Raw genomic sequence first — 20,251 nt, forward strand, 5'->3', positions numbered from 1 at the left:
TTATTATAAACTGCTTATCACCATAAGCCCATGGCACGTTATATTTTTATTACTGGTGGTGTGGTTTCTTCCCTTGGAAAAGGCATCGCAGCAGCAGCGTTAGCTGCGTTATTGCAAGCTCGTGGATATCGTGTACGGCTTCGCAAACTTGATCCTTATTTGAATGTTGATCCAGGCACGATGTCACCTTATCAACATGGTGAGGTGTTTGTGACAGATGATGGGGCAGAAACCGATCTTGATCTTGGTCATTATGAGCGTTTTACTGGGTGTTTTGCGAATAGCCAGGACAATATCACAACGGGGCGTATTTATCGTAACATAATTGAACGAGAGAGACGTGGTGATTATTTAGGTGCAACGGTTCAAGTTATTCCTCATGTTACAGATGAAATTAAGACATTCATTACCACTGGGAACGAGGATTTTGATTTTGTTTTATGTGAAATCGGTGGAACAGTTGGTGATATTGAGGCGATGCCTTTTTTGGAAGCGATTCGTCAACTTCACAATGAATTACCAAGACAGAGTGTTATCTATATGCATCTTACATTGATGCCTTATATTTCTTCGGCGGGTGAATTAAAAACCAAGCCGACACAGCATTCTGTTAAAGAGTTACAATCAATAGGTATTGCTCCAGATATTCTTTTGGTACGTGCAGATCGGTCTATTCCAGAAACAGAGCGGTGCAAATTATCACTTTTTTGTAATGTTCGTCCAAGTGCAGTTATTCAGGCATTGGATATGCCAACGATTTATGATGTTCCCATGGCATATCATAAAGAAGGGTTAGATTCAGAAGTTCTTTGCGCTTTTGGGATTGATCCGACACCTAAGCCCAAAATGGATAGATGGGAAGATATTACATATCGGATTCATAATCCCGAAGGGGAAGTTACAATTGCTGTTGTTGGAAAATATACGGGATTGAAGGATGCATATAAATCTCTGATTGAGGCGCTTGCACATGGTGGTTTAGCCAATAAAGTAAAGGTTAATATTGAGTGGATTGAAGCAGAACTTTTTGAAAAAGAAGATCCTACATCCACTTTACAAAAGGTCCATGGGATTTTGGTTCCCGGTGCGTTTGGCGCGCGTGGTACAGAAGGTAAAATTCGAGCAATTCAATTTGCTCGAGAGCGAAAAGTTCCGTTTTTAGGTATTTGTCTTGGAATGCAATTGGCTTGCATAGAGGCTGCGCGCAATCTTGCACATATTGAGAATGCTTCATCGAGTGAATTTTGTGAGACAACAAATCCAATTGTCGGTTTAATGACAGAATGGCTCAAAGAAAATGTTCTTGAGAAACGTACAAAATGTGGGAATCTCGGTGGCACAATGCGTCTTGGTGCTTTTGCAGCAGAATTAAAGGAAGATAGTCATATTGCCAAAATTTATGGAACGACGAGGATTCACGAGCGGCATCGTCATCGTTATGAGGTAAATATTGATTATAAAGAGAAACTCGAACAGTGTGGCTTGATTTTTTCTGGTATGTCTCCGGATGGTATTTTACCAGAAACGATAGAATATGCAGATCATCCATGGTTCATAGCTGTTCAATATCATCCAGAACTGAAATCACGTCCATTTGAACCACATCCACTTTTTTCTTCTTTTATTGAAGCCACTATAGAACAGAGTCGATTAGTTTAGTTCATAAATTTGGTTACTTACTTTTTGAGGAATAAAATGTCTCAACCAAATGCTCCCGATGCTCCAAATGCCGTTGTAAAAGTTGGAAATATTGTTTTTTCAAATGAAACGCCTTTTTCATTAATTGCGGGTCCGTGTCAGATGGAAAGTCGAGAACACGCTTTTGAAATGGCTGGGCGGATTAAAACGATTACAGATCAAATTGGTATTGGGTTTGTTTATAAGTCCAGTTACGATAAAGCCAACAGAACATCCTTAAGTGCGGCACGTGGTATTGGTCTTGAAAAAGCAATGGCTATTTTCTCTGATCTGAAGAAGGAATTTGGTTGTCCGGTATTGACTGATGTGCATACAGAAGAGCAATGTACAGCTGTTGCTTCCACGGTAGATGTTCTGCAAATACCCGCTTTTTTATGTCGTCAAACAGATCTTTTGGTGGCAGCAGCCAAAACGGGGTGTATTATTAATATTAAAAAAGGTCAGTTTTTGGCTCCGTGGGACATGGAAAATGTTTTAAAAAAGGTTATTCAAAGCGGTAATTGTAATGTTATGCTTTGTGAGCGAGGCACTTCATTTGGTTATAATCGACTTATTTCTGATATGCGTTCATTACCCATTTTGCGTTCATTTGGGGCACCTGTCATTTTTGATGCAACGCATTCTGTTCAAGAGCCGGGAGGCAAAGGTGGTTCTTCTGGTGGACAGCGTCAATTTGTTGAAGTTTTAGCGCGCGCGGCTGTTTCTATTGGGGTTGCAGGTATTTTTTTAGAAACGCATCAAGATCCAGATAATGCACCTTCTGATGGACCTAATATGGTTAAAATTGATCATTTACAAAGACTCCTTGAGACTTTAATGGAATTTGATTATTTGTCCAAAAAAGTGAATTGAATAGGCAGTTACAGAAGATATTTATAGAGGATGTTATCATTATGGCGTTTAGAATGAAGCGAGACTTTTGTTGGAGAAGGAAACTCATATGGCTGTAATTGTCGATATCATTGGGCGTGAGGTTCTTGATAGCCGGGGGAATCCAACGGTAGAGGTTGACGTTCATTTGGAAAATGGGGCTTTTGGTCGTGCTCTTGTGCCTTCAGGGGCATCTACAGGGGCACATGAAGCTATCGAGCTTCGTGATGGTGGTGTGCGTTATCAAGGAAAAGGTGTTGAAAAAGCGGTTGCAGCAGTAAATGGCGAAATTCTTGAGGAACTTGGTGGGCGAGATGCAAGAGATCAGATTGCTATTGATCAAGCAATGATCGCTTTGGATGGAACCCCAAATAAAGCACGTCTTGGTGCTAATGCACTTCTTGGCGTTTCATTGGCTGTTGCAAAAGCAGCAGCAGAATCATTATGTTTGCCTCTATATCGTTATATTGGTGGTACACAGGCGCATATTCTTCCAACGCCAATGATGAATATTATTAATGGTGGCGTACATGCTGATAATCCGATTGATTTTCAAGAATTTATGATCCTTCCAGTTGGAGCTCCTACCCTGAAAGAAGCAATCCGCTATGGGGCTGAAATTTTTCATACCTTGAAAAAACGGTTAAAAGATGCAGGTTATAACACCAATGTTGGTGACGAGGGTGGTTTTGCACCCGAATTTAAAAGCGCCGAGCAGGGCATTGATTTTATTATGGAATCTATCATAGAGTGTGGGTATAAACCAGGTGAACAAATTGCACTTGGTTTAGATTGCGCTGCAACCGAATTTTATAAAAATGGTTCTTATTTTTATAAAGGTGAGGATAAATGTCGTGATGCTCAGAAACAGGTAGATTATTTGGCGCAACTTGTTGAAACTTATCCCATTATTACGATTGAGGATGGGATGGCTGAGGATGATTGGGATGGCTGGAAACTCCTTACTGATTCGATAGGTGGAAAATGTCAACTTGTTGGTGACGATTTATTTGTAACAAATTCGGCGCGTTTGCGCGAGGGTATTAAGATGGGGGCAGCTAATGCTGTTCTTATTAAAGTTAATCAGATTGGCACGTTGAGTGAGACACTTGATGCTATAGAAACAGCACATAAAGCAGGTTATCGTGCTATTATATCTCACCGTTCTGGCGAAACGGAGGATTCTTTCATTGCGGATCTTGCGGTTGCAACAAATTGTGGACAAATTAAAACCGGTTCGCTTGCGCGTTCGGATAGATTAGCAAAATATAATCAGCTTATTCGCATTGAAGAGACGCTAGGGTCACAGGCATATTATGCGGGTGATTGGTGTCGTTAATGGGTATGAGAAAAAGATAATATTTTGTTATCAATTGAACGAAATGATTAAGTTTGATGATTTTATCAATGGTGAAAGCGTAGCTATTTTTATAGGTGGTTAAAGATGAGAGGTATAATTATTAGTCAGGATCAAGCAACTTATCTTATCTCTGGTGATGATGGTAAGCGTTATCAATTCGCAACTTGGGATTGGTTAGGAAAAAATCCGCCGAAGGTAGGCGATGCAGTTGATTTTGTGTATGAAGGTGATGTTGTAAGTTCTGTTTTCCCGTTGTTACAACAAGATTCTGAGCCTACAAAACCAATGCTCGTACTCATTTGTTGGTTCACTGGTATATTTGGTGTTCACCGTTTTATGGTTGGTAAAGTTAGAACTGGTGTTTTAATGCTTATTCTATCTTTATCCATTGTCGGGTTGATGATTACAGGAATTTGGACGATTATTGATTTTATAGCCATTGCGGCGGGGAAGTTTACCGATAAAGATGGGAAGCAAATTACACGTTGGTAGAAGTTTTGTATTACAAATAAAAATAAAGAGTAAATAATATTGTTTACTTTTTTAGAATAACTGTATTAAGTATTTAATAGTAAACTGCTTTGGTGCGTATTTTTGTTAAGATATTGAAAAAATCATGCACAGTTGATTAAGGCTATAAAAGACTGTGCATATTTTGTATGAATAAAGTAGTAGTGCAAATCGGTCAGCGTATTTTGTATTATAGTTTATAGCGGTGGGGAATTTTAAGTTATTGGGGGATTTCAAGCTTTTAGATTATCATATTTATTCTGATGAGTACAGTTTGTATTCATACGGTGAAGCTCATTAACATATTATCAAGAGAACAAAAACTTTTTTATAAATAACACGTAAGTAACAATTTTATAGGTGTAAAGATGAAAGGTAGAATTATTGGTCAGGATCAAAGCACTTATCTCGTTTTGGGTGATGAAGGTAAGCGCTATCAATTCTCGAGTTGGGATTGGTTGGGAAAAAGCCCACCGAAGGTGGGTGATACTGTTGATTTTGTGTGTGAAGGGGATAGCATTAAATCTGTTGTGCCTCTCTTGGGGCAACAATCGTCAGAACATCAACAAGCGATAGTAGCAATTGTTTGTTGGTTTCTCGGTCTATTGGGGATTCACCGCTTTATGGTTGGTAAAATTGGAACAGGTGCTTTAATGCTTATTCTGTCTTTATCAGTTATTGGATTGGCTGTGTCTTTGATTTGGCGAACTGTTGATCTTATATTTATTTTAACAGGAAAGTTTACTGACAAAAATGGGAATAAAGTTATAAATTAGTAGATACAAAAAGTTATAACATAACAGAAGATAATATGGCATAGCTTGTTATATTAGAAGTGTTTTAATATATAACCGTAAATTGATTTTGTGTAGGTCTTTGGTAATGAGGTATTAATCAAAATTATGCATAGTCGTGCTAAATATGAAAAAAATTAGCTATAAAGACTGTGCTATTTTATGTGGACAAAGCAGAAACGCAAATCGATCAAAATGCGCTTTGTACTCCCACTTATGACAGTGGGAGTTTTAAGCTATTTCAGTTATCATATTTATCATGGTGAGTACGGATTGTATTCACGCAGTGAAGTTAATCAACATATTATCGAATTAGAAGAAGAACTTCATAAAGTAGAATCTGAACGGATTTTTATTGAAAAGCGTATTTCTCTTTTGCGCAACGGGCATATTGAAAAGGATATGTTGGATGAGTATGTTCGGAAAAATTTAAATTTTTCCAAGCCCAATGAATTGACAATTTTAACTCCTTTAAATGATATAAAAACCGATTAGAAATCGCTTAATTTCAGAAAATATTTTAACACAATCTCCTCAGATATCATTTAAGCTGATTGATAATGCTTGTAACTTTTGTTTGTAAAGGTTATTCCTAGACAATCATAAAAGGGAGTTTAATATGGCAGAACGATCTAAAAAAAATTCTGCGGCGGTGGTGCATACTGCATTATCAAACACCACAAAGAGAGCACAAATCGCTACTTTTACCAAAGAAGAGGAAATTGATGCCTATCGTGAGATGCTTTTAATTCGTCGTTTTGAAGAAAAAGCGGGGCAGCTTTATGGTATGGGGCTTATTGGTGGATTTTGTCATCTCTATATTGGGCAGGAAGCTGTTGTTGTTGGAACACTGAAGGCAGCAAAAGAAGGTGATCAGGTTATAACATCTTACCGAGATCATGGGCATATGTTGGCTGTTGGGATGAGTCCACGTGGTGTTATGGCAGAATTAACGGGGCGTCAAGGTGGCTTTTCCAAAGGGAAGGGTGGCTCGATGCATATGTTTTCTAAAGAAAAGAATTTTTATGGTGGTCATGGCATTGTTGGTGCGCAGGTTCCGATTGGCTCAGGTTTAGCATTTTCGAATCAGTATCTTGGTAAAGATAATGTGACGTTGGTTTATTTTGGGGATGGGGCTGCAAATCAGGGGCAGGTTTACGAAAGTTTTAATATGGCTTCACTTTGGAAGCTTCCCGTTGTTTATATTATTGAAAATAATCAGTATGCTATGGGTACCTCAGTTGCACGTGCATCTGCAGAGACTGATTTTTCCCGTCGTGGTCTTTCTTTTGAAATTCCAGGTATTGTTGTTGACGGTATGGATGTCCGAGCCGTGAAAGGTGGTGCTGATGAAGCAATTACTTGGGCACGTTCCGGTAAAGGGCCGATCATTCTTGATATGCAGACTTATCGCTATCGTGGTCACTCTATGTCAGATCCAGCGAAATATCGTTCAAAAGAAGAAGTTCAGAAAATAAAAGAGGATCATGATCCGATTGATCAGGTGAAAAGTCGAATTCTTAAACAAGGCTTTGCGAACGAAGACGATTTAAAATCTATTGATAAAGAAGTGCGTGCGATTGTTGCTGATGCGGCGGATTTTGCACAAAGTGATCAAGAGCCAGATGTTTCTGAGCTCTATACTGATGTTTTAGTTTGATGCGAGGGAAGCAAGTATGTCTATTGATATTTTGATGCCGGCGCTTTCACCAACGATGGAAGAAGGTAAATTGTCTAAATGGCTCAAGAAAGAAGGCGATAAAGTTAGCTCTGGTGATATAATTGCTGAAATTGAAACCGATAAAGCAATGATGGAAGTAGAGGCTGTTGATGAAGGCACTCTTGGTAAAATTGTTGTGCTTGAAGGTTCTGAAGGCGTAAAGGTGAACACTGTTATTGCTGTGTTGTTAGAAGAAGGTGAAAGTGCTGATGATATTTCACAGGCTGCCGATACTTTTAAAAAGTCTAAGGGAGGATCTCCCTCTTGTTCTTCTGTAATGCCTGCATCTCCTACTTTTGATATTGCTCCTGATTTCGATATTCCAGCGGGGACGCAAATGGTTACGATGACAGTACGTGAAGCACTTAATCAGGCTATGGCTGAAGAGATGCGGCGTGATGAGATGGTTTTCTTGATGGGAGAAGAAGTCGCGCAATATCAGGGTGCTTATAAGGTTAGTCAAGGTTTGTTGGAAGAGTTTGGTGCGCGTCGCATTATTGATACACCAATAACAGAACACGGCTTTGCAGGATTAGCTGTTGGTGCTGCATTTGGTGGATTACGCCCCATTGTTGAATTTATGACATTTAATTTTGCTATGCAGGCCATTGATCAGATTATCAATTCGGCAGCAAAAACCCGTTATATGTCTGGTGGACAAATGTCAGCTCCCATGGTTTTTCGTGGCCCCAATGGTGCGGCTGCGCGTGTTGGTGCTCAGCATTCTCAGTGTTATGCTGCATGGTATAGTCATATACCAGGTCTTAAAGTTGTTATGCCTTACAGCGCTGCCGATGCAAAAGGTCTATTGAAGGCTGCTATTCGTGATGACAATCCTGTCATTTTCCTTGAAAACGAGATTTTGTACGGTCATCAATTTGAAGTTCCTCAAATAGATGATTTTGTTTTGCCTATTGGTAAGGCGCGCATTCATAAAACTGGTCAAGATGTCACGATTGTTGCATATGGGATTGGGATGCATTATGCGGTTCAAGCGTTACCTGAAATTGAAAAACTTGGTATCGATGTTGAATTAATAGATTTGCGTACTATTCGTCCGATGGATCTCCCAACAATTCTTGCTTCCGTTAAAAAAACAGGTCGTTTGGTAACGATTGAAGAGGGATATCCTCAATCATCTGTTGGCACTGAAATAGCAACGCGGGTTATGCAACAGGCTTTTGACTATCTTGATGCACCAATTGCTACAATTGCCGGCAAGGATGTTCCTATGCCTTATGCTGCCAATCTTGAAAAGTTGGCTTTGCCTAATATAGCTGAAATTGTTGAGGCCGTTAAGGCTGTGACTTATAGAGCATAACGGAGGAAAGCACTATGTCCATTAAGATTACGATGCCTGCGCTTTCTCCTACGATGGAAGAAGGGAATTTGTCAAAATGGAATGTCAAGGAAGGAGATAAGGTTTCTTCCGGTGATGTTATTGCTGAAATTGAAACGGATAAGGCGACAATGGAAGTCGAAGCCGTTGATGAAGGAACTGTTGCTAAAATCGTTGTTCCTGCTGGAACGCAAGGCGTTAAAGTGAATAGTTTAATTGTTGTTTTAGCAGAAGAAGGTGAAGAGTTAGCCGAGGTTGCAAAGGCTGTAGAAGACCCCTCTTCTTCTTTTGCAATTAAAGAATCAAAGGATGCAAAACAGACAGCTTCAAAGGCAATACAGATGTTGCATGTATCACCAGCTCAGCAATTCATACAGCAAGATAAAAAGAGTATACGTCTTTTTGCTTCCCCCTTGGCACGGCGGTTAGCAGCCCAAGCGGGGCTCGATTTATCACTTGTTTCTGGGAGCGGTCCACAGGGGCGTATTATCAAGCGCGATGTAGAAAAAGCCATGAAAGGTGGTGCTTCTGAGGATTCATATTCATTACAAAATATGCAGCCGATAGCTGTGGGGACTTCTGACAAACAGATACTGCAACTTTTCAAAGAAGGTGAATATACATTCATACCCCATAATAACATGCGTAAAACAATCGCCAAACGTTTGGTTGAATCAAAGCAGAGAGTACCGCATTTCTATGTGACAATAGATTGTGAACTCGATGCGTTATTGGAGCTGCGTGCGCAATTGAATGCTGCTGCTCCAATGGTTAAGACGCAAGAAGGTGTTAAGCCTGCTTATAAGATTTCCGTTAACGATATGGTTATTAAAGCTGTAGCTCTTTCTTTAAAAGCGGTTCCCGATGCTAATGTTTCTTGGCTTGAAGATGGAATACTTCACCATAAATACTGTGATATTGGGGTAGCTGTTTCTGTTGCGAATGGTTTAATTACCCCAATTGTTCGCCATGCGGAGGAAAAGTCTTTGTCGATTATCTCTAATGAGATGAAGGATTTTGCAAAACGTGCACGTGAGCGCAAGTTAAAAATGGAAGAATATCAAGGCGGAACAACAGCTATATCCAATATGGGGATGTATGGTGTGAAAAGTTTTTCTGCTATTCTTAATCCGCCACATGCGACGATTTTTGCGATTGGCGCAGGTGAACAACGTGCGGTTGTTAGAAATAGTGCATTAGGGATTGCGACAGTCATGTCGGTTACACTTTCTGCTGATCACCGTGCTGTTGATGGCGCGTTAGCAGCAGAGCTTGCGCAGACTTTTAAGAAGATGATTGAAAATCCATTAGCAATGTTAATTTGAGCTGTTTAAAAGTGCTTCACATGATATTGTGTGTGCGTATGGTATGTTAATACGGTAAGAGGCAGATTAAAACAGTTTAAACTACGATATCGTTTTTTTTGATTTGATAAAGGCATGTATGATGCGTTTGGAATGAAAGACACAGGAAATTTTTGTTATGTTGTTTTTTAGTCTTAAGCTTAAAGAGTGCATGTCCGTTTTGTGTATATTCATGGAGGAATTACTGTGGCGAATCTTTATGATGTAATTGTGATTGGCTCGGGGCCTGGTGGATATGTAACCGCAATTCGTGCGGCGCAGTGCGGCTTTAAGACTGCGATTGTTGAACGTGAACATCTAGGCGGGATTTGCTTAAATTGGGGTTGTATTCCAACCAAGGCACTCTTGCGTTCGGCAGAAATAAAGCATTTTGCTGAGCATGCGAAAGATTATGGACTAAAGCTTAACGGTTCAATGGAAGCAAACATCAAAGATGTTGTGGCGCGTTCACGTGGGGTTTCAGCGCGTTTAAATGCTGGTGTTGGTTTTTTGATGAAAAAAAACAAAATTGATATTATTTGGGGTGAGGCGAAGCTTACCAAGAAGGCAAAAGGGAGTGAGCTTGCGGAAATTATGGTTTCTTCATCTTCCAAACCGATTATGCAACCACAGAATCCAGTACCTAAAGGAACCTTAGGAGAGGGGATCTATCAAGCAAAGCATATCATTATTGCAACGGGTGCACGTCCTCGTGTTCTTCCTGGGATTGAGCCAGATGGAAAGCTTATTTGGACTTATTTTGAAGCTATGATTCCCCACACAATACCGAAATCGCTTTTGGTAATGGGATCAGGGGCAATAGGTATTGAATTTGCCTCTTTTTATCATGATATGGGAGCAACGGTAACTGTTGTTGAAATGATGTCTCATATCATGCCAGCTGAAGATATTGAAATTTCAACATTTGCTCGTAAACAATTAGAAAAAAAAGGCATTCGCATTTTTAGCCAAGCAAAAGTAACAAAAGTTGAAAAAGCTTCTGATTCTATTACTGCGCATATTGATGTAAAGGGTAAGACAGAAACAATCACAGTTGATAGGCTCATTTCAGCTGTTGGCATTCAGGGTAATATTGAAAATCTTGGGTTGGAAGCATTAGGTATAAAAACCGATCGTGGGTGCATTGTAACCGATGAATGGAGTTGGACAGGTGTGGAAGGTATTTATGCTATTGGTGATGTGGCAGGTCCTCCCATGTTGGCACATAAAGCAGAAGAAGAAGGCGTGATATGTATTGAACATATTGCAGGTTTGAAGAGCGCCCATCCGCTTGATAAAAGAAAAATTCCAGGATGTACATATTGCACACCGCAGGTTGCATCTGTGGGGCTTTCAGAAGCAGCAGCGAAAGAGGCTGGCTATGATATACGTATTGGTCGTTATTCTTTTTCGGCTAATGGTAAGGCCATTGCTTTAGGAGAAGATCAGGGATTAGTAAAAACGATTTTTGATAAAAAAACGGGACAGCTTCTTGGTGCTCATATGGTAGGGGCAGAAGTAACAGAACTGATTCAAGGTTTTGTCATTGCCATGAATCTTGAAACAACCGAGGAAGAATTGATGCATACCGTCTTTCCACATCCAACATTGTCGGAAATGATGAAAGAGAGTGTATTGGATGCTTATGGTCAAGTTTTAAATGCTTGATGGCTGGATTGTATGAAAAATCTTGTATTTTGTGATTTTTCATCGGCGTTCCATTATTGAAGAGGCAGAGGCTTAAATGGTTACGGTTGTTGATAGAGTTACGAATAGGCGTTTGCGTCATCCTGAAAAGGCGCATCGTCCAGATACAAGTATTCAAAAAAAACCGGATTGGATTCGTGTAAAAGCACCAACATCACAGATATATAAAGAAACACATGGTATTGTACGTGCTCATAAATTAGTAACCGTATGTGAAGAAGCAGGTTGTCCAAATATTGGTGAATGTTGGAGCCAGCGTCATGCCAGCTTTATGATTTTGGGTGAAATATGTACGCGGGCATGTGCATTTTGCAATGTTGCAACGGGCATTCCACTTGCTGTCGATGAAAACGAGCCAGAACGTGTGGCAGATGCTGTTGCACGGATGGAATTAAAACATGTTGTTATTACATCGGTTGATCGTGATGATCTTGCTGATGGTGGTGCTGAGCATTTTGCGAAAGTTATTTATGCTATTCGTCGAAAAGCTCCCAAGACAACAATTGAAGTTCTTACACCTGATTTTCGCCATAAGGATGGAGCTTTAGAAATTGTTGTTGCTGCTAAGCCTGATGTTTTTAATCATAATTTGGAAACAGTTCCCTCTAAATATTTAAAAGTTCGTCCAGGGGCGCGCTATTTTCATTCAATACGGTTGTTACAACGCGTTAAAGAACTTGATCCAACAATCTTTACAAAATCAGGTATTATGGTTGGTTTTGGTGAAGAACGAAATGAAATTCTTCAATTGATGGATGATTTGCGCTCTGCTGATGTTGACTTTATGACAATTGGGCAGTATTTGCAGCCTACGCGGAAACATCATCCGGTTGTTCGTTTTGTACCTCCTGAAGAATTTGAGTCTTTTGCCAAGATTGGTAAAGTAAAGGGTTTTTTGCATATGGCTTCCAATCCTCTGACACGTTCCTCTCATCATGCAGGCGATGATTTCGCAATTTTACAAAAAGCGCGAGATGAAAAATTTGCTTTACAGAGATAGTTATGCCGACTTTTACAACACATCGGCTGATTGCCCATAGTGCTCGCGAAATGTTTGATCTTGTTTCAGATATTGAGCGTTATCCTGAATTCTTACCGATGTGCGAGGCTTTAATAGTCCGTTCTCGGAAACGATGTGAGGAAAAGACATTGCTTCTTGCTGACATGACAGTGGGTTATAAAGTTATCCGAGAAACTTTCACGACCCAAGTATATCTTCAGCCAAAGAAAAATCTTATAGAGGTTAAATATATTGATGGTCCATTCAGATATCTGGAAAATCGTTGGGTCTTTCATCATATTGAGAATACCAACACATGTAATGTAGAGTTTTTTATTGATTATGAATTTAAAAACAAAATGCTTGGATTGGTGATGGGTTCAATGTTTGATATTGCTTTTCGTAAGTTTACGGATGCTTTTGAAATGCGTGCTGATCAGATTTATGGTTCCTCAGTAACGTAATTTATTCGGTTGATTTTGTTGCGCGATACCTTATGTGATGCCATGGACTGTGATTGTGGTGATATGCACTCTTGAAACTCAGATGTGGGAATGTTATTGGAGACATTCTAGGATGCTTTTCAAAGCATTTTCAACGGTTGCATAGCGAATAGCATTACGATCAAGGTTTCCAAAATGCAATTCTGTATGCTGAGTTTCATGATTTTTGTAAGCAACTGCGCAATGCACAAGCCCTACAGGTTTATCAAGGCATGCTCCTGCCGGTCCTGCAATTCCTGTTACAGCAACTGCAATTCCAGCTCGCGAATATTTTAATCCACCCTCGGCCATTGCAAGAGCGACTTCTTTTGAAACAGCGCCGTACGTTTTTATAAGTTTAGCGCATACGCCAACGAGGCGCGTTTTAGATTCATTTGAATAAACAACAAATCCACAATCAAGTACATCGGATGATCCTGCAATACTTGTAAGATTTGCGGCAATGAGTCCCCCTGTACAAGATTCAACGGTTGTTAAAAGCAAGCTTTTTTGACGACAAGCTGTAAGAACTGCATGCGCTTGTTTTTCACACAAAGATATCATTTGGAATTCCTCCTGGGTAGAGGACGCTAGCTGTTGCAAAAGCGGCAATGCCCTCTTCACGACCAATAAACCCTAATTTTTCATTTGTTGTCGCTTTAATAGAGATTCGATCGGGTGAGATTGTGAGTATATTTATAAGATTTTCTGTCATTTTATGGCGATAGGGGCCGATTTTAGGGTTTTCGGCGATCAGTGTGATATCAACATTGGCAATACGTCCACCTGCTTGCTTAATAATATCAAGAGCATGACGTAAAAAAATTTCTGATGATGCATTTTTCCATCGGGGATCAGAGGGAGGAAAATGTGTGCCGATATCTCCTGCACCTCGCGTAGCGAGCAAGGCATCTGTTAGCGCATGAAGCGCGACATCAGCATCGGAGTGTCCATTTAATTTTTTATAAAAAGGAATTTTTATACCACATAAGATAAGAGAAGTCCCTTCTTCGAAAGAATGAACATCATAACCATTGCCGGTACGGATATCAGGAAACATTTGCATTTTTTTCTGGAGATATAAATGTGCGGTATCAAAATCTTCGTGCCATGTAATTTTTATGTTATGAGGATCTCCTGGAATAGTGCGCATAGGGATCCCAAACCATTCGGCGATTGCAGAATCATCGGTAAATTCTTTTTTGCAAGTTTGCATTGCCTTTTCATGGGCATCTAAGATGCGTTCAAAGGGAAAACACTGTGGAGTTTGTGCGCTATAAAGATGTGTACGTGGAATTGTTTCTAAAACATGGTACGTGCTATCTATGCGTTTGAGGGTATCAGAGACAGCGAGAACGGGGAGAACGCCTTCTTGATGATTGACGGTATTATGGATTTTCTCTAAGAGCTGGTTTTCAACAAATGGTCGTGCACCATCATGAATGTGCACATATTTGGGCTTGAACTTTTTAAGTGCATGAAGCCCACGTAAGGTAGACATTTGACGTGTATTGCCTCCTTCAATAATGATAAGGTTCTCTTTAAAATCAACGATAGCTTGCTCACAGATTTGGTAGTCCTCAGGATGAATAACGAGGATAATCGTTGTGATAGCTGGGTGTTGGGAAAAACAACGCACAGTATGACAAATAACCGGCTCTTGTCCTAAAAGTCGGTATTGTTTTGGGATTTTTTGTAGAGATCCTGCTCTTTCACCGCGTCCAGCGGCTAATATTATCGCTGCAATAGAAATGCTTAATTCCTTTTCATATTATCTCTGTTGCCTTTCGTATTATTTTAGTTGATTGTTTTATGGTCATCAATTTTTAATTGATTTCGAAAGGATGGTCGTTGTAGATCCGCAAGGGAAGTCACTGATAACACATCAAAAAAAGCATTTAATGCTTTTTGAAGTGCCGTATTTAAAACACAAAAACTTATTAATGGGCAATCAGGTTCTGAAGTATCAAAACATTGTGCCATGGAAAAGTTATCTTCCGTTACTTTCACAACATCAGCTACTGAGATTTCTGCTGCAGGTTTAGCTAATTTAACACCGCCATTTCGTCCTCGTACTGTTTTTATAAAACCTGCTTCAACAAGTGGTTGAAGGATTTTAAGTAAAAAAAGCTCGGAAACGGCATATGCCTTGGCAATTTCTGAAACACGGCTTAGAGATTCCTGATTATCTGCACAATACATGAGCATTCGGAGGGCATAATTGGTCTGTTTTGTTAACCGCATCTCATCTCCTTATATAAAGTAACAGCTAGCACACTTTATTTTCAATATATTTTGAAAAATATAGAAGTTTTTTCTTCATTCGCGAGATTTTCTATATTTTAAATTCGGTATTGGTATTGTCAAGTTTTGTTACAAAGGGTTATATGGGAAGATGAGATAAGGTAATGTAAGCACATCATGAATACAACATCTGTTACAAATCTCCAAGATATAGAACAAAATAGTTATAATGATGAATTGTATCGCTTAAATAAAGTATATGTTTTTTTAGGTATTACAATCATTGTTTTGGCTTTATTAACAGCCTCTGTTTCATTTATCATCCTTATTGGATTAACCCCTGTTGTTCCCAGTAGAGCTGTAACTCTTATTCTTATAGGGATTAATAGTGTTTGGGTTTTAGGCCTTGTGATCATTGTTTTTTATGAGATGATTCCCATCATTCGTGCGTGGCGGTCAAGGCGTGCGGGTTCCCGTCTTCATGTGCGCCTTATTTCGTTATTTGCGCTTGTTGCAACCATGCCAGCTGTTGCAGTCGCTCTTGTATCGGGGCCTGCACTAAACTTAGGGCTTGATCGATGGTTTGATACGACAACACGTCAAATTGTAGGTTCTTCTATCGATTTAGCAAATGCTTATGCGGATGAAATGCTTCAAAATTTGAAAAATTTATCTTACGCTATGGCATTTGCACTTGATAACAAAAAGCTTTTAGAGCGTAGTGCAGCTGAATATAGGATGCAATTAACGCGTCATGCTATAGGGCGCAATCTGCGCGGTGCATTTTTATTAAGTTCTAAGGGCACTATTTTTATATCAAGTGATCTTGGTGATGAGGATACACTACCTATTCCCCCCCCCAATCTTATTGAGCGTGCAACCAGCGCAAGGCCTTTTTCTTTTCAACCGGGGGTTCATGACTATTTTGGCATTATTTTAAAATTTACCAATATCCCGAATACATTTTTATATCTCGTACGTGACGTTGATAAAGATGTTTTATCGGCTTTGCGTTTGACGGAAGTCAATACAGATCGTTATCGTGATTTAAATGAGAATCGTCTTTTGACACAAGTCGCATTCGGTATGCTTTATCTGTGTCTTTTTTTTAGTTTATTTTTATCAGCTATTTGGGCAGGTATTGCTGTTGCTGATCGCTTAGTACGTCCTATTCGTCTTCTTATCAGTGCTGCCGATGATGTTGCTTCAGGGAATATGGAAATCTTTGTGCCAGTACGCGCGCGCGATGGAGATATTGGGCAGTTATCAAAAACGTTCAATTATATGGTCAGTGAACTGAAGAGTCGGCGTAATGAGTTGATCGCAGTTCGCGATCAAATTGATGAGAGACGGCGTTTTTCTGAAGCTGTTTTGTCTGGTGTAACAGCGGGAGTGGCTGGAATCGATGATAATGGTGATATTACAATTATCAATCGCTCTATTGAAACAATGTTTGATATTCGCTCTGAAAAAGTTATTGGACGCAGTCTTTTATTGTTAAGTGCTGAAATTTGGCAAGTTTTCCAGCTTGCGCGTTCGTTAGATCGTAAGAATCATCGTGAGCAGGTAAGTTTAAGTGTTGCGGGACAAGAACGCGTTTGTAATGTGCAAATTACGATGGAAGAGGATGATGGGCAAGGGCAATCTTGGGTTCTAACGATTGATGATATTACAGACCTTGTTGAAGCACAACGTTCATCGGCGTGGGCAGATATTGCACGCCGTATTGCCCACGAAATCAAAAATCCGCTGACACCTATTCAATTATCGGCTGAACGTATTCGTAAACGTTACAACAACGTTATTACGCAGGATCGGGAGGTCTTTGATCGGTGTATCGATACGATTATTCGACAGGTTGGAGATATTGGGCGTATGGTTGACGAGTTTTCTTCTTTTGCTCGTATGCCAAAACCGCAGATGAATATTTTAGATATACGCGGATTGCTGCGTGAAGCATGTTTCTTGATAGAAGTGACGCGACATGATATTCATTTTGAGCAAGACTTAGGAAGTGTACCATTGTTAGGTGCATTTGATAACCGTCTTATTGTGCAAGCTTTTTGTAATGTCATCAAAAACGCAAGCGAATCTATAGATTCAGTTATGCGAGAGGAAAGTATTCACGGTCATATTCTTGTACGTTCTTATCGTCAAAAAGGGTGTGTGGTTGTGGATGTTATCGATAATGGTAAAGGACTTCCTAAAGAACAAAGGCAAAAATTGTTAGAACCTTATATAACAACGCGAGAAAAAGGGACAGGGCTTGGATTAGCCATTGTGCGCAAAGTTATTGAAGATCATGGCGGTACCATGGAATTACATGATGCACCGAAGAGTTTTTATGAAGGTCGTGGAGCAATGATCCGTTTGATATTTCTGGCAGATGGGGCTAAGCAGGATAGTATTGCACAATCCATAAATCATAAGATAGGGGAATAAGATGGTATCAGATATCTTAATTGTTGATGATGAAGCGGATATTCGTGAGCTTATTGCTGGTATTTTAGATGATGAAGGCTATGAAACACGTGTTGCATGTAACTCTGATGAAGCATTAACACAAATTAGTGAGCGTATTCCAAAGCTCATTTTTTTGGATATTTGGTTGCAAGGAAGTCGTCTCGATGGTTTAGCGCTGCTTGATGAAATTAAAATGCGGTATCCTGCTCTTCCAGTGGTTATGATCTCTGGTCATGGTAATATTGAGACGGCTGTTTCTGCTATAAAACGAGGAGCGTACGATTTCATTGAAAAACCCTTTAAAGCTGATCGGCTTGTCTTGATTGCGGAACGGACTCTTGAAAATTCGAATTTAAAACGTGAACTTTTAGAATTGCGAAAACGCTCGAGTGAGACATCAGAACTGCTCGGAACATCAACCGCGATGAAACATTTGCGCCAAACCATAGAAAAAGTGGCACCGACCAATAGTCGCATTATGATTACCGGCCCCTCGGGTGCGGGAAAGGAAAGGGTAGCACGCGCTATTCACGCGCTTTCAACACGTTCAAATGGGCCATTTGTTATAATTAATGCAGCAATGATCACTCCGGAAAAAATGGAAATAGAATTGTTTGGTAACGAAATGGAGGGAGGAGAGCGCAAGATTGGTGCATTAGAGGAAGCCCATGGCGGAATATTATATATTGATGAAATTGCTGATATGCCACGTGAGACTCAAGGTAAAATTCTTCGGGTATTGACAGGGCAAACATTTGAGAGGGTTGGTGGCACAAAACGTGTCAAGGTAGATGTTCGTATCATTTCCTCGACGGCGCAAAATCTTGAAAATCTCATTTCTGATGGGCGTTTTAGAGAAGACCTTTTTCATCGTCTTTCGGTTGTTCCTATTGCTGTTCCAGCACTTTCAGCACGTCGTGAAGACATTCCAGAACTTGTGCGTCATTTTGTTCAAATAATATCGCAGCAGCTTGGTATTAAGCCGCGTGAAATTAGTAATGATGTGATAGCTATTTTGCAAGCGCATGCTTGGCCGGGTAATGTACGACAGCTCCGCAATAATATTGAGCGTCTTCTCATTCTTGTGCGTGATGGCGACGATCCAATAACAGCGGATTTTCTCCCTACTGAAATGGGCGATTCTTTGCCGCGCCTTCAAATGGATTCAGATGAGAATATAATGGATTTACCGTTGCGTGAAGCAAGAGAATTATTTGAAAAGAGGTATTTAGAGGCGCAGATTGGGCGTTTGGGTGGAAACATATCGCGCACAGCTGAATTTATAGGTATGGAGCGTTCAGCTTTGCATCGTAAGCTTAAGGCGCTTGGAGTTTCTTAAGATTATGCGTGTTATTATTTGTGGAGCAGGACAGGTTGGTTATGGGATAGCAGAGCGTCTTGCTTCTGAAAATCATGATGTCACTGTTATTGATATTGAAACGAGATTGATTGAAAAAATTCGCGATACGTTGGATGTTAGAGGTTTTGTCGGCCACGGTTCACGGCCTGAAGTCCTTTTGGCTGCCGATGCAGACAAAGCTGATATGTTGATTGCTGTGACTTTATTTGATGAAGTCAATATGGTAGCATGCCAAGTGGCACATTCCTTATTTAATGTTCCAACAAAAATAGCACGTATTCGCTCACAATCTTATTTAGAACCACGCTATAAAACGCTTTTTGCTCGAGAGAATATTCCCATTGACGTGGTTATTTCGCCAGAAGTTGAAGTTGGGGAAATGGTTCTGCGTCGTATTGCTTTACCTGGTGCAATAGATGTTCTTTATTTTTGTAATGATGATATTGTTGCATTAGCCTTGGAATGCATGGAAGATTGTCCGGTTATTAATACACCTTTGCGTCAGTTAACAGAGCTTTTTCCAGATCTTCGGACGACGGTCACAGCTATTAAACGTGGCTCAGAATTATTAATAGCGCATTCAGAGACGCAATTACGTGTTGGCGATGTGACCTATCTTGTCGTTGCTCGTGATCAGATGCGCCGTGCAGTTGGACTTTTTGGTCATAAAGAACAAGATGCTCATCGCATGATTATTGCGGGAGGCGGTCACATTGGTCTTTATGTTGCTCAGGCTATTGAAAAGCGCCTCCATAAATTAAGATTGAAAATTATAGAATCCCAGAGAGAAAGGGCACTAACAATTGCTGACCAACTCGAAAAAACGACTGTTTTATATGGTAATGTATTAGATCCAGTAATTCTTCAGGATGCTGGAATTAGTCAGGCCGATTTAATGATTACATTGACCAATCAGGATCAGGTCAATCTCTTAAGTGCTATTATTGCTAAAAGATTAGGATGCAAAGCCAATATGGTTTTGATCAACAATGTTTCTTACCAAGAGTTCAGCCGTGCGGTTGGTGTAGACGCATATCTTAATCCACATAGTGTTACTATATCGAGAATTTTGCAACAGATGCGCCGTGGTCGTATTCGTGCTGTTCATTCAGTTTTTAATGGGCAAGCAGAAATTATTGAGGCTGAAGTGATGCAAACATCTTCATTGGTTGGTAAGTCATTGTCAGAGCTCAATTTATCAGAGGGTTTGAGAATTGGTGCGATTTATCGCAATAAGACAATAATACAGCTTTCGGCAAATACGCGTATTTTGTCTGGTGATCGGATAGTAATTTTTGCTCTTTCTGAGAGTGTTCGTGATGTTGAGCAGTTATTTCGTGTAAGTTTAGAATATTTTTAAT

The 20,251-nt window shown here is 40.0% G+C and carries 18 protein-coding genes; 15 read left to right on the plus strand and 3 right to left on the minus strand.

The genetic code is table 11. From position 1 onward, the window contains the following. Nucleotides 1–30: 30 nt before the first annotated feature. The 12 genes from pyrG to ABD915_RS01015 all read left to right on the plus strand — a co-directional run bounded on the left by pyrG (nt 31) and on the right by ABD915_RS01015 (nt 12,805). A complete protein-coding gene (gene pyrG / locus ABD915_RS00960; protein WP_345113839.1) occupies nt 31–1,659 on the plus strand; it encodes a CTP synthase in 1,629 nt (542 codons plus the stop codon). A gap of 36 nt (nt 1,660–1,695) precedes the next feature. Continuing rightward, complete coding sequence (gene kdsA, locus ABD915_RS00965; protein ID WP_345113842.1) at nt 1,696–2,550, plus strand: 3-deoxy-8-phosphooctulonate synthase; 855 nt, start codon at nt 1,696–1,698, stop codon at nt 2,548–2,550. Between the two features lie 88 nt (nt 2,551–2,638). Then, nucleotides 2,639–3,907 carry a phosphopyruvate hydratase gene (eno, locus tag ABD915_RS00970; protein WP_345113845.1) on the plus strand — a complete coding sequence of 423 codons (1,269 nt, stop codon included), beginning with the start codon at nt 2,639–2,641 and terminating at the stop codon, nt 3,905–3,907. 105 nt (nt 3,908–4,012) lie between these two features. Beyond that, nucleotides 4,013–4,420, plus strand: a complete 408-nt coding sequence (locus ABD915_RS00975) for a TM2 domain-containing protein (RefSeq protein WP_345113848.1) — start codon at nt 4,013–4,015, stop codon at nt 4,418–4,420. Between the two features lie 386 nt (nt 4,421–4,806). Further along, the gene (locus ABD915_RS00980; protein ID WP_345113851.1) at nt 4,807–5,214 is read left to right on the plus strand and encodes a TM2 domain-containing protein; all 408 of its coding nucleotides are present in this window, start codon (nt 4,807–4,809) and stop codon (nt 5,212–5,214) included. A gap of 180 nt (nt 5,215–5,394) precedes the next feature. Next, nucleotides 5,395–5,727: an FtsB family cell division protein gene (locus ABD915_RS00985; protein WP_345113853.1), complete on the plus strand. Its 333-nt coding sequence runs from the start codon at nt 5,395–5,397 to the stop codon at nt 5,725–5,727. Between the two features lie 124 nt (nt 5,728–5,851). After that, a complete protein-coding gene (gene pdhA, locus ABD915_RS00990; RefSeq protein WP_345113856.1) occupies nt 5,852–6,892 on the plus strand; it encodes a pyruvate dehydrogenase (acetyl-transferring) E1 component subunit alpha in 1,041 nt (346 codons plus the stop codon). 16 nt (nt 6,893–6,908) lie between these two features. After that, nucleotides 6,909–8,273, plus strand: coding sequence for a pyruvate dehydrogenase complex E1 component subunit beta (locus tag ABD915_RS00995; protein ID WP_345113859.1), 1,365 nt, complete (start codon nt 6,909–6,911; stop codon nt 8,271–8,273). A gap of 14 nt (nt 8,274–8,287) precedes the next feature. After that, a complete protein-coding gene (locus ABD915_RS01000) occupies nt 8,288–9,616 on the plus strand; it encodes a pyruvate dehydrogenase complex dihydrolipoamide acetyltransferase (RefSeq protein ID WP_345113862.1) in 1,329 nt (442 codons plus the stop codon). 225 nt (nt 9,617–9,841) lie between these two features. Then, the gene (gene lpdA, locus ABD915_RS01005) at nt 9,842–11,302 is read left to right on the plus strand and encodes a dihydrolipoyl dehydrogenase (RefSeq protein WP_345113865.1); all 1,461 of its coding nucleotides are present in this window, start codon (nt 9,842–9,844) and stop codon (nt 11,300–11,302) included. Between the two features lie 76 nt (nt 11,303–11,378). Further along, on the plus strand, nt 11,379–12,341 hold the full coding sequence (gene lipA, locus ABD915_RS01010) for a lipoyl synthase (protein ID WP_345113868.1): 963 nt from the start codon (nt 11,379–11,381) through the stop codon (nt 12,339–12,341). A gap of 2 nt (nt 12,342–12,343) precedes the next feature. Continuing rightward, a complete protein-coding gene (locus tag ABD915_RS01015; protein WP_345113871.1) occupies nt 12,344–12,805 on the plus strand; it encodes a type II toxin-antitoxin system RatA family toxin in 462 nt (153 codons plus the stop codon). A 93-nt stretch (nt 12,806–12,898) separates the two neighbouring features. Here the strand turns inward: ABD915_RS01015 and ABD915_RS01020 are convergent, their stop codons facing one another. From ABD915_RS01020 to rirA, 3 genes are read right to left on the minus strand one after another with little or no spacing between them, the layout of a single operon-like run. Continuing rightward, a complete protein-coding gene (locus ABD915_RS01020) occupies nt 12,899–13,387 on the minus strand; it encodes a CinA family protein (protein WP_345113873.1) in 489 nt (162 codons plus the stop codon). Further along, nucleotides 13,371–14,576 carry a bifunctional 2-C-methyl-D-erythritol 4-phosphate cytidylyltransferase/2-C-methyl-D-erythritol 2,4-cyclodiphosphate synthase gene (locus ABD915_RS01025; protein WP_345113956.1) on the minus strand — a complete coding sequence of 402 codons (1,206 nt, stop codon included), beginning with the start codon at nt 14,574–14,576 and terminating at the stop codon, nt 13,371–13,373. Before ABD915_RS01025 ends, ABD915_RS01020 begins: the two co-directional genes overlap by 17 nt. A gap of 44 nt (nt 14,577–14,620) precedes the next feature. Then, nucleotides 14,621–15,067, minus strand: coding sequence for an iron-responsive transcriptional regulator RirA (gene rirA / locus ABD915_RS01030; protein ID WP_345113876.1), 447 nt, complete (start codon nt 15,065–15,067; stop codon nt 14,621–14,623). A gap of 177 nt (nt 15,068–15,244) precedes the next feature. Here rirA and ABD915_RS01035 point away from each other — a divergent pair, with 177 nt between their 5' ends. From ABD915_RS01035 to trkA, 3 genes are read left to right on the plus strand one after another with little or no spacing between them, the layout of a single operon-like run. Beyond that, nucleotides 15,245–17,509 (plus strand): sensor histidine kinase NtrY-like, encoded by a 2,265-nt coding sequence (locus ABD915_RS01035; protein ID WP_345113879.1) that lies wholly within the window; start codon nt 15,245–15,247, stop codon nt 17,507–17,509. A 1-nt stretch (nt 17,510) separates the two neighbouring features. Then, on the plus strand, nt 17,511–18,869 hold the full coding sequence (ntrX, locus tag ABD915_RS01040) for a nitrogen assimilation response regulator NtrX (protein ID WP_345113881.1): 1,359 nt from the start codon (nt 17,511–17,513) through the stop codon (nt 18,867–18,869). A 4-nt stretch (nt 18,870–18,873) separates the two neighbouring features. Beyond that, the gene (trkA, locus tag ABD915_RS01045; protein WP_345113884.1) at nt 18,874–20,250 is read left to right on the plus strand and encodes a Trk system potassium transporter TrkA; all 1,377 of its coding nucleotides are present in this window, start codon (nt 18,874–18,876) and stop codon (nt 20,248–20,250) included. Nucleotide 20,251 lies beyond the last annotated feature (1 nt).

Origin of the sequence: Bartonella jaculi (assembly GCF_039543045.1) — a bacterium.
Classification (GTDB): domain Bacteria; phylum Pseudomonadota; class Alphaproteobacteria; order Rhizobiales; family Rhizobiaceae; genus Bartonella; species Bartonella jaculi.

What these genes read in the sequence shown, in the direction of transcription:
- eno (WP_345113845.1), top strand. Translation starts at nt 2,639, where the DNA reads ATGGCTGTAATTGTCGATATCATTGGGCGTGAGGTTCTTGATAGCCGG.
- rirA (WP_345113876.1), bottom strand. Translation starts at nt 15,067, where the DNA reads ATGCGGTTAACAAAACAGACCAATTATGCCCTCCGAATGCTCATGTAT.
- ABD915_RS01015 (WP_345113871.1), top strand. Translation starts at nt 12,344, where the DNA reads ATGCCGACTTTTACAACACATCGGCTGATTGCCCATAGTGCTCGCGAA.
- ABD915_RS00980 (WP_345113851.1), top strand. Translation starts at nt 4,807, where the DNA reads ATGAAAGGTAGAATTATTGGTCAGGATCAAAGCACTTATCTCGTTTTG.
- ABD915_RS00995 (WP_345113859.1), top strand. Translation starts at nt 6,909, where the DNA reads ATGTCTATTGATATTTTGATGCCGGCGCTTTCACCAACGATGGAAGAA.
- ABD915_RS01000 (WP_345113862.1), top strand. Translation starts at nt 8,288, where the DNA reads ATGTCCATTAAGATTACGATGCCTGCGCTTTCTCCTACGATGGAAGAA.
- ABD915_RS00975 (WP_345113848.1), top strand. Translation starts at nt 4,013, where the DNA reads ATGAGAGGTATAATTATTAGTCAGGATCAAGCAACTTATCTTATCTCT.
- pyrG (WP_345113839.1), top strand. Translation starts at nt 31, where the DNA reads ATGGCACGTTATATTTTTATTACTGGTGGTGTGGTTTCTTCCCTTGGA.
- ntrX (WP_345113881.1), top strand. Translation starts at nt 17,511, where the DNA reads ATGGTATCAGATATCTTAATTGTTGATGATGAAGCGGATATTCGTGAG.
- pdhA (WP_345113856.1), top strand. Translation starts at nt 5,852, where the DNA reads ATGGCAGAACGATCTAAAAAAAATTCTGCGGCGGTGGTGCATACTGCA.
- trkA (WP_345113884.1), top strand. Translation starts at nt 18,874, where the DNA reads ATGCGTGTTATTATTTGTGGAGCAGGACAGGTTGGTTATGGGATAGCA.
- kdsA (WP_345113842.1), top strand. Translation starts at nt 1,696, where the DNA reads ATGTCTCAACCAAATGCTCCCGATGCTCCAAATGCCGTTGTAAAAGTT.
- ABD915_RS00985 (WP_345113853.1), top strand. Translation starts at nt 5,395, where the DNA reads ATGTGGACAAAGCAGAAACGCAAATCGATCAAAATGCGCTTTGTACTC.
- lipA (WP_345113868.1), top strand. Translation starts at nt 11,379, where the DNA reads ATGGTTACGGTTGTTGATAGAGTTACGAATAGGCGTTTGCGTCATCCT.
- ABD915_RS01035 (WP_345113879.1), top strand. Translation starts at nt 15,245, where the DNA reads ATGAATACAACATCTGTTACAAATCTCCAAGATATAGAACAAAATAGT.
- ABD915_RS01020 (WP_345113873.1), bottom strand. Translation starts at nt 13,387, where the DNA reads ATGATATCTTTGTGTGAAAAACAAGCGCATGCAGTTCTTACAGCTTGT.